The sequence below is a fragment of the Pseudomonas sp. P129 genome (assembly GCF_020312195.1).
GTDB lineage: Bacteria > Pseudomonadota > Gammaproteobacteria > Pseudomonadales > Pseudomonadaceae > Aquipseudomonas > Aquipseudomonas fragariae.
The window spans coordinates 21,674-33,435 of sequence record NZ_JAGPYS010000007.1; the positions used below are offsets into that span (position 1 = coordinate 21,674).

Consider the following 11,762-nt stretch of genomic DNA (forward strand, 5'->3'; position numbering starts at 1 on the left):
AAAAGGTTTAGCATTCAGCCCACCTTCGGATGTGAAGTTTTCTGCATGACGGCCTTCTACCTCAAGTTACTCATCACCCCCGCGCTCATGCTGGCCATTTCATTGGCGGCCAGGCGCTGGGGTACCGGCGTGGCGGGGCTGCTTTCCGGCCTGCCGATGACCTCGGCGCTGGTCATGCTGTTTCTCAGCCTCGAGCAAGGCACCCAATTCGCCTCAATGGCGGTGCCTGGGGCATTGGCCGGGCTGGCGGCGATTCAGGCGACTTACCTGTTTTATTTCCTGATCACTCGACGCGTTTCAGCGCTGACGGGATGCGTCCTGGCGCTCGCGGTGTATGGCGCGACAGCCTTTCTGATGAACCTGTTGGGCTTACTGGCGCTGTCGATCATTTTCACGCTGCTGATGGTTGCGTTGATCATCGTTGCCACCTCGAAACAGACACCGCCGGACGTAGCGTCATACGTGACACTGCCGCGCTGGGTCATCCCGATGCGCATGCTGACCGCCACTCTTCTGCTGCTGGCGATCACCGCAAGTGCCACTTGGCTCGGGCCGGTGGTCAGTGGGCTGCTGGCGCCGATCCCGGTGATCGCCTGGCCGCTTGCAGTGTTCGTCCACGTGCAAGGCGGGCGTTATGAGCTGGCGGCGATAATCCGCGGCAATGCCATTGGCGCCGTTGGGGTGGTGAGTTTCTACCTGACCCTCAGGTACTCCATATTGCAATGGGGCGCGCTTCTGTCTATCGCGGCTGCCGTTTTGCTGGCGGTTGTGGTGACGGCTGGGTTGGCGCGGTTGTTGGCGAGGCGGTAGGGCTATAGTTGCCTCAAAGAAGTCAAAAACACTTCAACCATGCTCCTCAAGGTGCCTTATGAGTTTGATACCCGAACTGAACAGCGAGGCCAACGTGCTGATATGCGGGGCCAGCCGCGGTATCGGCTTGGCACTGTGCGCGGCGTTGCTTGCTCGCGATGATGTGGCTCAGGTATGGGCGGTCGCGCGACAAGCCAGCACTTCCACACAACTGGCAACGCTTGCAGAGCAATATGGCCAACGCATCAAACGCGTCGACTGCGACGCGCGCAATGAACAATCCCTCGAAGCACTCGTGAACGAGACGCTTGCTGGATGTGATCGCTAGGCATTCTTCATCAGGACGGTGCGAAAGCAGAAAAGGGTCTGGCACAACTGACACTTGCGAGCCTGCAAGCGAGTTTCGCAACCAACACCTTTGCGCCGATCCTGCTGCTCAAGCACCTACTCCCTTTATTGCGCAAACAACCTTCTACCTTCGCGGCGCTCTCCGCGCGGGTTGGCTCTATTGGCGATAACCGATTGGGTGGCTGGTACAGCTACAGAGCCAGCAAAGCGGCGCTCAACCAGTTGCTGCACACGGCCAGTATCGAATTGAAACGCCTTAACCCGGCCTCTACTGTCCTGGCAATACACCCAGGCACGACTGACACGGAGCTGTCTCAGCCATTCCAGGCGAACGTGCCCGAAGGCCAACTGTTCGAACCGGCTTTCTCGGCGGATCGCATCATTGAGGTGGTAGGCGCACATGGACCGGCCGACAGCGGGACCTTTTGGGATTGGGACGATAAGCCTATTGTTTGGTGACTTATTTCACTTTTGAAAATTTAGAACCTATTCAGGCCTATGATATTTTCGATATCCACGGGTATGAACAGAGCATGGCATGATGATAAGTGATGCAGATTTGGCGGAAATGCTTCCTTCCGCGCTAACGGACGTCACTGTCGGGACCGATTCGCGGCACAGCCCATAGACGGAGTCACTGTTTTATATGGACACCTCTGACGGAACGTTACAAGGCACCTGCCATTGCGGCGCTGTACGATTTCAAGTTCGGCTTACTGACGGATTCAAGACCGTCCGGCGCTGCAACTGCTCCTATTGCCGGATGCGCGGTGCGGTCGCGGTTTCAGCAGCCCTGGAGGATATTGAGATCACTTCTGGCGAGACGATGCTCAAGCTCTATCAGTTCAACACCCTGCAAGCGAAGCATTATTTCTGCTCACAATGCGGGATATATACACATCACCAACGCCGCTCCAACCCGGCCCAGTACGGAGTTAATGTGGCTTGTCTCGAAGGAGTCAGTCCATTTGATTTTGAACAGGTGCCAGTCAACGAAGGGCGAATTCATCCCAAGGATAAAGCTGCTGGAAGCGGGTCGGACATCGCTGGATACCTACGCTACATCCCTATTACTACTTCCTGAGATGAGGTAAATCGCTCAAGCGACCTCAGTGACCGCTCTGATCGAAAGCTACTGACGCGCGCCCGGAAAATCGCATTTTCTGAAAATAACTGGAAGCCCGGGCAATCTGGCTTATCGTGTTACTACAGCGTATTGGAAGCCACTGCGCCTCTACGGAAAATAGGCTGAACTTGTAACGGGCACGATCTCTCTCACTAACTACGCACACCTGTTTATAAGGAAAATACCATGTCTAAACTCGCAGAATACCGTCAGCTGGAAAAGCATCTCGCCGAGCAACTCAAAGCACTGGAGACGATGAAAGGCGACCAGGGGCTCAAGAAGGAAATCGAGTTCGAAACCAAGCTGCGCAAGCTGCTTGAGCACTATGGCTTCAGCCTGAAGCACATCATCAATCTTCTGGACCCACAGACTTCGGCTCGTGGACAGACCGCTGATAAGCCTGCGGGCAAGCGCAAACCGCGCGAACTCAAGGTTTATAAAAATCCGAAAACCGGTGAAGTGATCGAGACCAAGGGTGGGAATCACAAGATTCTGAAGGAATGGAAAGCGGAGCATGGTTCCGATGTTGTTGAGGGTTGGCTAAAGAAGTAAAGCCTTGCCTGTCGATTGATTCAGGGCGTCGACTCTTCACCGTTGGCGCTGTTGAACAGCCGACGCCGGGAACGATCCGCGGCGGCTGTTCGTCTGACCTGTATCGACTCACTGAAAAGGTACAGCGCAATGGACAAGACGATCACTGTGGACCAACTGGCTTCCACTGACCTCAGATCAGTCAACGAAATATGGCTCGGCGGTACTCATACCGAGCTATGTCTGTGGCGTGGCAAACAAGTCCCTACCCACGACATGCTCAGCGAGGGCACCCACGATCAGAACGCCCGGCGCCTGTGCCTGCAACTGGTCGACCCCGACGATAAGGCTGCAGTAGCCAACGTCGAAGCACTCGTTCGCGAGCGGCTGGAAAGGATGGGGAGCCAGGGCGAGTTTTATCCGGCTGAGAATGCGGACACTCACCAGTAAATCGTTCTGATTTCACGCGATTCTGTAGGCCTTGGGGCCGTCTTGCCAGACTGTAGCTTTGTGACGCAGAGCGTCACGAACTGCATGCCAACGCGGAGCATTGGCACGATGGTCATCTCAGCACCTCATTCAGGCCCCGACCGCTGAGCCTGTTAAAAAACGCGTCCGCACCTTTGCCCATACCTCGCCAACGGGCATAAAGAACAAAGAGCTCATCTTCAGCAATCCACGCGTTGCCTTGGGAACAGGCGTTACAGGCTCACTCGCACCATGCACTGCAAGCAAATACCGATAAACTCGACGGCTGCTCATGGGCAGCAGTCCAAGCTGTTCAAGCAATGAAGGGCCTATCTCACTGATCATGCCGGTGACCATGATCCAAAGCCACACGATTTCGGCGCACAAGAACGTGCCGAGTAGGATATTGAAGCCTATTGTTCTCCAGTCTTGTACGGCGGCGAAAATGGCGTCGATGTTGCTGCCCAAGGTGATCATTGTTGTAAAGATCGCGGCGATGGCAAACAGCGTCCCGATGAATCGGGCAGGGTCTGGGAGACGAAAGAAAGCAGCGATGCGTGGCCCCATCGTATCGTTGCTGGCCAGCCGCTTGAGTTCTTGACGTTCTTCCCACAAGTGTCTCATCACCCTTGCCTTATCGACGAGCTCGGCAGAACTACAGCTATAACGGGTGCAAAACCATTGTTGCCGCAATTGCGAACGCACCAAAGTTGTCGTGAGCGGTCCAGCGCCCATCTGATCTGCACGGACCAACTCATAGATCTCAGCCAATCGAACTGCGCAGATCATGGATATCAGAAGCACAGGAACCAATGCCGGCATGTAGTCAGCTAGCTTGGTCCAAGGCAAAAATATTAGCGTCGCGGAGAGTGCCAATATCCATGCGATCATCCAGATCAGACAGATACGAGCATCACGCCGACGCCAAGCCTCTTTGAAAGGCGCACGCTCAAATCGCTGAAAGTGTTCTTCTACATCCTTACGCAACTGGTGGATGCTCATGGTTTGCTTCCCTTGCATGGCAAACGCACGATTTTAGGTCGCCTGTTCGGTAACGTAATTAAACAAATTGTAAAAAGCAGCGTGCCTGCAAACACTACCGCTTCAAACACCTTCCCAAATCCTCAATCAAACCTGGGCCCTTGGGCTGCCACCCCAAGCGCTCGCGTGTCTTGTGACTCAGGCTGCTCATGTCCTTGGCCACGAATGTCGACAGCCAGCCAAAGTGTGCGGTGGCTTCATGGGGGGGCACGGCCAAGGTGGGCAGGCCGAGGTGTTCTCCGATGGTTTCGGCAATCAGGCGGAAAGTAATGCCTGATTCGGCAGTCGCGTGATAACGAGCCCCCGGCTGATGTTTCTCCAGAGCCAGACGATACAGGCGCGCCGTGTCTTCAAGGTGCGCTGCAGACCACTGATTGAGGCCTTGGTCGATATAGGGTGAGCAGCCTTTTTCCTGCGCCTGTTTGATCACTTCGCTGACCAGGCCTTGTTTGGCCGGGTTGTGAATTTGCGAAAGTCGCATCACGACTACGTTGACGCCGCGTTGCAACAGCGCCTGCCCGGCGAGTTCCGATGCAACGCGAGGGTTGGGGTGCGCCGGGTCGAAATGATCTTCGTCTGCGGCCTGCCCAGGTGCTGACGAGCCCATCGCGGTGCTGGAGGTGATAACCAGTGGTCGCTCGGAACCTGCCAGTGCAGAACCCAATGCGTCGATAACGCGAGCGTCTTTCTGGCAGTTGGCGACGAAGTGCGCGAAGTTGTGATCAAACGCCGTGTGAATCACCGCGTCGCACTTCTCTACGCCACGCTGAAGGCTGGACAGGTCTTCGATATCACCGCGATGCGGTTCGGCTCCCATGGCAAGCAGAGCTCGATCCCCCTCTTGCGAACGTGTCAGACCTACTACCTGATGGCCTGCGTTGATCAGTTCCCCAGTGACGCGAGTGCCAATAAAGCCTGTGGCGCCGGTTATAAATACGCGCATAGTCAAATCTCTCTTTGCTGAAGTCGGCAGAGTGCGCGTAACGTTTATCCCGTAAAAGACGTGACGTTATCAGGGTATAGAAACCAACAGGATCATCATGGCCAACCCGCTGGGAACATATTTGAAGGACTGTCGGGCGCGTCTGGACCCTGCGAGTCTGGGGCTTTCCACCACGCGTCGACGCACGCCAGGTTTGCGTCGTGAAGAAGTTGCCCAGCGCGCCAATATCAGCGCGACGTGGTACACGTGGCTGGAACAAGGTCGCGGTGGCGCGCCTTCTGCTCAGGTTCTGGACCGGATCGCGCAAAGTCTCCTGATGACCGAGCCCGAGCGGCAACACCTGTTCATGCTCGCTTTTGGTCACCTGCCCGAAGTGGTCTACAGCGCGCCCGAAGGCGTATCGCCGCGCTTGCAGCGCATTCTGGATACGCTCGCGTTCAGCCCTGCTTTTATCAAGACTGCCACTTGGGATGTTCTGGCCTGGAACAACGCTGCGGCAGCTGTATTTACTGACTACAGCCTGCTGCCCGTAGAGCAGCGCAACATCCTGCGCCTGATGTTTTGCAACGCTGGCACACGAGCAAAGCAGGACGACTGGCAGGCCGTCGCGCGCTTTATCGTCGCCGCATTCAGAGCCGACGCGACCCGTGCCGGTGCTGCCTCGGAACTCCGCGAACTTGCTGACGAACTCTGCACGCTCAGCGCCGATTTTGCTGCGTTGTGGCGCGACAACGATGTGCGTTCACAGGGCGAAGGCACCAAGCGCCTGCGGCATCCGGTTCATGGGCTGATTGAACTGGAGTATTCGGGGTTCGCAGTGGATGGCCGGCCCGATCTGTCGATGATTGTTTATAACCCGGTCACCGAGGATGACGCGGCGCGGATTCAGGCGCTGGTGGAGGGTTACATACAGCGTTAATGCGGCTTTAGAACTATCAGGCTTATCTGCTACCAGATCGCCCTCCCGCCCGAAAGATCGAACCGTCATTCCATCACGTACTCGAAAGTGTGTGACCTCAAAAAACCAACCCTTTCCCGCCATTTGGCAACGCCGTATTGAAGCCCCCCGGTACCGCCGAACAGGTATCGACTCACAACGCTCCGGACCTCGCCAGATGGTCAATCCGCATTCAAAAAGAGTAACCCTATGAGACCCCAGACTTCCTTCATCTTCGACCTGGACGGCACGCTGACCGACAGCGTTTATCAAAACGTCGCCGCCTGGAAAGAAGCGCTGGATGCAGAAAAGATCTCGCTTGCGATGTGGCGTATTCACCGCAAGATCGGCATGAGCGGCGGGCTGATGTTGAAATCACTGTCGCGTGAAACCGGCTTGAACATCAGCGAAGAACAAGCCGAACGGCTCAGCGAGAAACATGCTCAGGCCTACGAGCGGCTACAAGGACAGATCATCGCATTGCCCGGCGCCGTCGAGTTGCTGGAGACGCTCGACAAGGAAAACCTCAAGTGGTGCATCGCCACCAGCGGCGGGATCGATACGGCGACGATCAACCTCAAAGCGCTGAAACTGGACATCAACAAGATCAACATCGTTACGCGCGATGATGTGAGTTACGGCAAGCCTGACCCCGACCTGTTCCTGGCGGCTGCAAAGAAGATAAACGCTCCGATCGGCGAGTGTCTGGTGATCGGCGATGCGATCTGGGACATGCTGGCGGCGCGTCGCTGCAAGGCAACCGGCGTTGGCTTGCTGTCGGGTGGCTACGACATTGGCGAGCTTGAGCGCGCTGGCGCGTTGAGGGTGTATGAAGACCCGCTGGATCTGCTGAATCATCTGGACGAGATTGCTTCTCGGCCTTGAATCTACGGATTCATCGTTTCCAATCCATGTGAGCAGCTCAACGTACCTGCAGAAACACGTTTGAGCTGTTACACCACCTCAGCGCCATATTTGTGCTCCCTCAGCCCGGCAGAGTGCCGCCGCCCTCATCCGAGACGCTATCGGCGTCGTCCACTTCCGGCTCACCTTCATCGTAAGTTTCGTCGTGTTCCGTACGCTTCTTCACCTCGTCGCCTTTTTTCGGGCCGACACCGGGTCTGTTCGCGTTCATGGCGAGGACCGGGTCTGCTTCGCGGTCGTACTGGCCGAGTTGCGGGCTGGCGGGGTCTTCTTTGGGTACGCTGTCTGTGAGTATGTGATCGGTTGTCATGTCAGCCACCTTTTTCGTTTGCCAAAGAAAGTGGACGTGGCATCGGGCTGAGGGTTCGATTCAATCGATGAGCGTGGCTGCGCTCAGCCGCCAAACGATGCGTATTGCAAGGGCAGGCCGGTGGTGAATTTGATTTGTTCCATGGCGAAGCTCGAGCTCACGTCGCTGATGCCGGGGATGCTGATCAGTTGCTTGTACACCTCGTCGTACCCTGCAATGTCGGCCACCACGATGCGCAGCATGTAGTCGGTGTCGCCTGCCATGCGGTAGCACTCGACCACTTCAGGCAGCTCGCCGACGGCGGCGTGAAACTGTTCGAGCCAGGCGGCGTTGTGCTGGTTGGTGCGGATGGCGGCGAAGACGCTGACTGACACGTTCAGCCGTTGCGGATTGAGCAGCGCGACCCGGCGGTCGATGATGCCGGCCTCTTCCAGCTTTTGGATACGTCGCCAGCACGCGGTACTGCCCAGGCCGATACGCTCGGCGATGTCCGCCACCGAACGGGTGCAGTCGGTTTGCAGGATGTCGAGGATTGCCCGGTCGAATTTGTCCATTAGCGGTTTCCTGCGTTAGTCGCTCTACACTGATCGTGAGGAACGATGGAGGTCTGACTGCGGTAACTATCGTGCCAATGCTCCGCGTTGGCATGCCTTTCGTGACGCTCTGCGTCACCCAGCGGTGCAGCACCTCGCACCCCGGATTGGACGCGGAGCGTCCAGAACTGCATTCCCACGCGGAGCGTGAGGAACGATAGGTGTCCGGCTCTGATTCCGCGCCTTACTCAGCATGACTATCGTGCCAATGCTCCGCGTTGGCATGCCTTTCGTGACGCTCTGCGTCACACGACTGTGCAGCACCTTGTACCTTGCACGCGTAGCGTGCGGAACAGCGGATGTCTGGCTGCGATTCTGCGCCTGATGCAGCATCCTAGAATTTTTAATCGTAAAAATCCAAGTTTAAGCGAATAATTTTTCGCATTGGTTGCCCATGCCCGTGCAAATATCAATAAATTTTCGCGTGCGGATCAGTAATCTTTCAAGCAGTCGGTCTGGTAATGCCAGTCCTTGATTTTGACTCGATTACAAAGCGAATTGCCCATGACCACTTCTGCGCTCTATCTGGATTACGCCGCCACCACACCTGTCGATGAACAGGTCATCGAAGCCATGGTTGCCTGTATGGGGCGCGAAGGTCATTTCGGTAATCCGGCTTCCAGCGGGCACGGTTATGGGCAGGTGGCGCGGCAGGCCGTTGAACAGGCGCGCACACAGGTGGCCGATGCGGTGGGTGCGCCTGCGGATACCATCGTCTGGACCTCCGGCGCTACCGAGTCCAACAACCTGGCGATCAAGGGCATCGCCCATGATGTCAGCGCGCAACGTCGCCACATCATCACCAGCGTCCTGGAACACAAGGCCGTGCTCGACACCGTCAGCACGCTGGAGCGTCAGGGCTTTCCCGTCACCTGGCTGAAACCGGACGCTCAAGGCCTGATCCAGCCTCAAGCCGTACAGGCTGCCTTGCGCGAAGACACGCTGCTGGTGTCGCTGATGCTGGTGAACAATGAGCTGGGTACGCTGACCGATATCGCCAGCATTGGCGCCTTGGTGCGCGAGCACGGTGCGCTGTTTCATGTGGACGCTGCGCAGGGCGTCGGCAAGGTGAAGGTCGATCTGTCGAGTCTGGCCGTCGACCTGATGTCGTTCTCGGCGCACAAGGCTTACGGCCCCAAGGGTATCGGCGCGCTGTACGTGGGCCCGCGTGCGCATTCACTGTTGAAAGCGCAGATCCACGGCGGCGGACATGAAGGCGGCTTTCGTTCGGGCACATTGGCCACCCATCAGATCGTCGGCATGGGGACGGCCTTTGCCTTGGCGATCAGCCAGGCCGACACTGAAAACCGTCGTATCGAAGGGCTGAGTCGTCACCTGCGCGAAGGCCTGTTGAGCCTGCCGGATGTACAACTCAATGGCTGTCCGCAACAACGCATACCGCACACCCTGAACCTGTGCATCACCCGCAGCGGCTTCACCAGCTCGCAGTTGTCCCACAGCCTGGCGTTGTCCTCGACGTCCGCGTGCAATTCGGCCAGCAATGCACCCTCGCATGTGCTGCTTGCTCTGGGCATGGACTCTGCCAAGGCCCTGGCCAGCGTGCGCGTCAGCCTTGGCCGCTACACCACGCAGGCAGATGTCGAGCGCGCCATCGAGGTGTTCAGCAAGGCGCTCAGCGCACCTGCTGCGTTCTGGTAATTGACGACACCTACAGGCCGCCCGAATCTCGGGCGGCTCTCTCCCGGCGCACCCGCGCCAATCTGCCGAGTTGATACCCGCCGGGGTCAGTGACTGCGCCCTGCAGCCGCAAAAACTCGTCTCCAGATGAAAATGTACTCCTCCAGATACAAAAAGACACAAATTGGCACAGTTCTTTCAAGTGGAACGGTCGTGCCATAAACCAATGGTGCACGCTGCATTCATGGGGTGCCTACACGCACCAAAGTGCAGTTCACGGACGTCAGAGCGTCCACAAACAGTGCAGGGGAGCAGACCACAAGTCTCGCTGCCCGCCAGGAAAGGAATCTAGCTGTGCCCTATCAGTCTTGCGTCAGACCACCGTTACGTTGGCAATCCACACCTTGGGCAGCACCTGCCTCAAGCGACGCCTGCACGGTCGCTTCACCCTTGTCCCGATCTGCGTGTTGTTATTCGACGGCCCTGCACGTCTGGACTTAAGACATTTTGCGTGTGCCTTGAAAGTTCTGATGATGAATCAGGGCCGTGTGCGCCCGTGCGCGTAATAAGTACACAAGGGGCTGTTTTTAATTAAAAGACGGTCGACCTATAAAGAGTGTCCGACACTTTATTTTAAGTGGTTTCATTTTGCCATCACCTATGGAATGGCTTTTATTTCAACAACGATAACTGTCCACACAACCGCGTACCTACACGGAGCATTGTTTTTATGAAGCGCTGATCAACTAACGCACCAACATGATCCTCGTGACACAGTATTGGTGCATCAAACAAAGTGACTTGCAGGTCATGATTTTCGAACGCGTCTGCTCAAGCAGAGGGTCATTGTTTGTCTGTTTTTTTGTTCGACCTTTTATTCATCTGTGCGGTTTTGAAGTCAATGAAGTCGGGAATCGATAAATAGTTATACGAATGCGACACCCGCTCTGCATCAATGGTTCCAGCTAGGGCGTTCTGGCACAGCGGTTGCAATGTAAGCATTCAGGAACATCGCTGTACGTCCCCGTACATGACGATAAGAAAGCAAGGATCTGCAATGTCAGTGCCCTGATTCAAGACGTCCTTTAACCGTTTGAGTTCGCCGTGTGCGCACCCACCGCGTTGCCCTGCCCATCAACAATGTGCAGGTCTTCATCAATCGAACAGTTACCCATTGTTCGAGCGGATTTTTATTGCCCTTTAACTACCCGAGGGAGCGTTAATGAATGATGCGGTAATAATGAAAGCGGTTCCCTCTCCCTCGCCCGATGACACTTCGACGGCGTGGCAGGGTATTCCTTTCAGCGCCAATACATCACGCCCGGGCGGTCTTAACAAGCCGCAAGTAATGGTGTTGATTGCTGCGTCGGTACTTATTCATGGTGTGATCTGGTGGTACATGCAAGCGGCCCAGCCAGACGTGCCGGAAGTTGCGCCACAAGTTCCGGAAATGACCATTGAACTGACCAGCCCGACACCACCCGCCCCGGAACCGCCGCCGCCCGAGCCACCACCTCCGCCGCCGCCTCCACCGCCTCCCCCCGAACCGGAACAACCGGTCGAGGATCCGGACGCGGTCGAACCGCCGCCCAAACTGGTGGAAAAACCCAAGGTCGAGAAGCCCAAGCCGGTCAAGAAGGTCGAGCCGGTGAAAAAGCCGACGCCGCCTGCGCCCAAGCCTGCCGCTGCGCCCAGCCCGCCCGCGCCGCCAACACCTGCGCCCGCGCCGCCGGCACCTGCTGCGCCACCGGCTCCGGTCAAGGAAAGCGCTGCGGTATCCGGACTCGCCAGCCTGGGCAATCCACCGCCGGAATACCCGGGGCTGGCGTTGCGACGCAGTTGGGAAGGTCGCGTGATTCTGCGCATCAAGGTGCTGCCCAACGGCCGCGCCGGGGCTGTAGAGGTGACCAAATCCAGCGGCAAACCGGTACTGGACGAAGCGGCCGTGGAGGCTGTGCGCAACTGGAAGTTCATACCGGCCAAACGCGGTGACACGCCGATAGAAGGCTTCGCGACGCAGACCATCGACTTCAAGTTGCCGGAATGATCCGGCGCATGACAACCGACTATTCAATTATCAAAGCTGGTGAGGT

General features: G+C 56.9%; 12 protein-coding genes and 1 pseudogene. 9 read left to right on the plus strand and 4 right to left on the minus strand.

Translation table 11 applies throughout. The features are described from left to right. Window positions 1–45: 45 nt before the first annotated feature. From KBY02_RS17020 to KBY02_RS17040, 5 genes and pseudogenes are all read left to right on the plus strand, one after another. On the plus strand, window positions 46–810 hold the full coding sequence (locus KBY02_RS17020; RefSeq protein ID WP_225650641.1) for a hypothetical protein: 765 nt from the start codon (window positions 46–48) through the stop codon (window positions 808–810). Window positions 811–868: 58 nt separating this feature from the next. Continuing rightward, a pseudogene (locus KBY02_RS17025) lies at window positions 869–1,617 on the plus strand (SDR family NAD(P)-dependent oxidoreductase). A 187-nt stretch (window positions 1,618–1,804) separates the two neighbouring features. Further along, window positions 1,805–2,242, plus strand: a complete 438-nt coding sequence (locus KBY02_RS17030; RefSeq protein ID WP_096135494.1) for a GFA family protein — start codon at window positions 1,805–1,807, stop codon at window positions 2,240–2,242. Window positions 2,243–2,470: 228 nt separating this feature from the next. Continuing rightward, window positions 2,471–2,836, plus strand: a complete 366-nt coding sequence (locus KBY02_RS17035) for a histone-like nucleoid-structuring protein, MvaT/MvaU family (protein WP_003413918.1) — start codon at window positions 2,471–2,473, stop codon at window positions 2,834–2,836. Between the two features lie 129 nt (window positions 2,837–2,965). Then, window positions 2,966–3,265 (plus strand): hypothetical protein, encoded by a 300-nt coding sequence (locus tag KBY02_RS17040; RefSeq protein ID WP_003413920.1) that lies wholly within the window; start codon window positions 2,966–2,968, stop codon window positions 3,263–3,265. Between the two features lie 129 nt (window positions 3,266–3,394). Here the strand turns inward: KBY02_RS17040 and KBY02_RS17045 are convergent, their stop codons facing one another. Both KBY02_RS17045 and KBY02_RS17050 read right to left on the minus strand, forming a co-directional pair. Continuing rightward, window positions 3,395–4,285 carry a hypothetical protein gene (locus KBY02_RS17045; protein WP_162886542.1) on the minus strand — a complete coding sequence of 297 codons (891 nt, stop codon included), beginning with the start codon at window positions 4,283–4,285 and terminating at the stop codon, window positions 3,395–3,397. A 94-nt stretch (window positions 4,286–4,379) separates the two neighbouring features. Further along, entirely contained in the window at window positions 4,380–5,267 is an 888-nt protein-coding gene (locus KBY02_RS17050) for an SDR family oxidoreductase (RefSeq protein WP_096135496.1), read from the minus strand. Between the two features lie 97 nt (window positions 5,268–5,364). Here KBY02_RS17050 and KBY02_RS17055 point away from each other — a divergent pair, with 97 nt between their 5' ends. Together KBY02_RS17055 and KBY02_RS17060 are read left to right on the plus strand one after the other, a co-directional pair. Continuing rightward, on the plus strand, window positions 5,365–6,186 hold the full coding sequence (locus tag KBY02_RS17055; RefSeq protein WP_096135497.1) for a helix-turn-helix transcriptional regulator: 822 nt from the start codon (window positions 5,365–5,367) through the stop codon (window positions 6,184–6,186). 228 nt (window positions 6,187–6,414) lie between these two features. Further along, window positions 6,415–7,089: an HAD family hydrolase gene (locus KBY02_RS17060; protein ID WP_096135498.1), complete on the plus strand. Its 675-nt coding sequence runs from the start codon at window positions 6,415–6,417 to the stop codon at window positions 7,087–7,089. Between the two features lie 100 nt (window positions 7,090–7,189). Here KBY02_RS17060 and KBY02_RS17065 read toward each other — a convergent pair whose 3' ends face one another. Both KBY02_RS17065 and KBY02_RS17070 read right to left on the minus strand, forming a co-directional pair. Beyond that, complete coding sequence (locus tag KBY02_RS17065; protein ID WP_003318137.1) at window positions 7,190–7,438, minus strand: hypothetical protein; 249 nt, start codon at window positions 7,436–7,438, stop codon at window positions 7,190–7,192. An 83-nt stretch (window positions 7,439–7,521) separates the two neighbouring features. Beyond that, window positions 7,522–7,992, minus strand: a complete 471-nt coding sequence (locus tag KBY02_RS17070) for an Lrp/AsnC family transcriptional regulator (RefSeq protein WP_096135499.1) — start codon at window positions 7,990–7,992, stop codon at window positions 7,522–7,524. A 543-nt stretch (window positions 7,993–8,535) separates the two neighbouring features. Between KBY02_RS17070 and KBY02_RS17075 the strand changes: the two genes are divergently transcribed. Continuing rightward, a complete protein-coding gene (locus tag KBY02_RS17075) occupies window positions 8,536–9,690 on the plus strand; it encodes a cysteine desulfurase family protein (RefSeq protein WP_192875168.1) in 1,155 nt (384 codons plus the stop codon). A gap of 1,201 nt (window positions 9,691–10,891) precedes the next feature. Further along, entirely contained in the window at window positions 10,892–11,716 is an 825-nt protein-coding gene (locus KBY02_RS17080) for an energy transducer TonB (RefSeq protein ID WP_412548790.1), read from the plus strand. Window positions 11,717–11,762: the final 46 nt, after the last annotated feature.

What these genes read in the sequence shown, in the direction of transcription:
- KBY02_RS17075 (WP_192875168.1), top strand. Translation starts at nt 8,536, where the DNA reads ATGACCACTTCTGCGCTCTATCTGGATTACGCCGCCACCACACCTGTC.
- KBY02_RS17040 (WP_003413920.1), top strand. Translation starts at nt 2,966, where the DNA reads ATGGACAAGACGATCACTGTGGACCAACTGGCTTCCACTGACCTCAGA.
- KBY02_RS17080 (WP_412548790.1), top strand. Translation starts at nt 10,892, where the DNA reads ATGAATGATGCGGTAATAATGAAAGCGGTTCCCTCTCCCTCGCCCGAT.
- KBY02_RS17065 (WP_003318137.1), bottom strand. Translation starts at nt 7,438, where the DNA reads ATGACAACCGATCACATACTCACAGACAGCGTACCCAAAGAAGACCCC.
- KBY02_RS17060 (WP_096135498.1), top strand. Translation starts at nt 6,415, where the DNA reads ATGAGACCCCAGACTTCCTTCATCTTCGACCTGGACGGCACGCTGACC.
- KBY02_RS17030 (WP_096135494.1), top strand. Translation starts at nt 1,805, where the DNA reads ATGGACACCTCTGACGGAACGTTACAAGGCACCTGCCATTGCGGCGCT.
- KBY02_RS17045 (WP_162886542.1), bottom strand. Translation starts at nt 4,285, where the DNA reads ATGAGCATCCACCAGTTGCGTAAGGATGTAGAAGAACACTTTCAGCGA.
- KBY02_RS17070 (WP_096135499.1), bottom strand. Translation starts at nt 7,992, where the DNA reads ATGGACAAATTCGACCGGGCAATCCTCGACATCCTGCAAACCGACTGC.
- KBY02_RS17035 (WP_003413918.1), top strand. Translation starts at nt 2,471, where the DNA reads ATGTCTAAACTCGCAGAATACCGTCAGCTGGAAAAGCATCTCGCCGAG.
- KBY02_RS17050 (WP_096135496.1), bottom strand. Translation starts at nt 5,267, where the DNA reads ATGCGCGTATTTATAACCGGCGCCACAGGCTTTATTGGCACTCGCGTC.
- KBY02_RS17055 (WP_096135497.1), top strand. Translation starts at nt 5,365, where the DNA reads ATGGCCAACCCGCTGGGAACATATTTGAAGGACTGTCGGGCGCGTCTG.
- KBY02_RS17020 (WP_225650641.1), top strand. Translation starts at nt 46, where the DNA reads ATGACGGCCTTCTACCTCAAGTTACTCATCACCCCCGCGCTCATGCTG.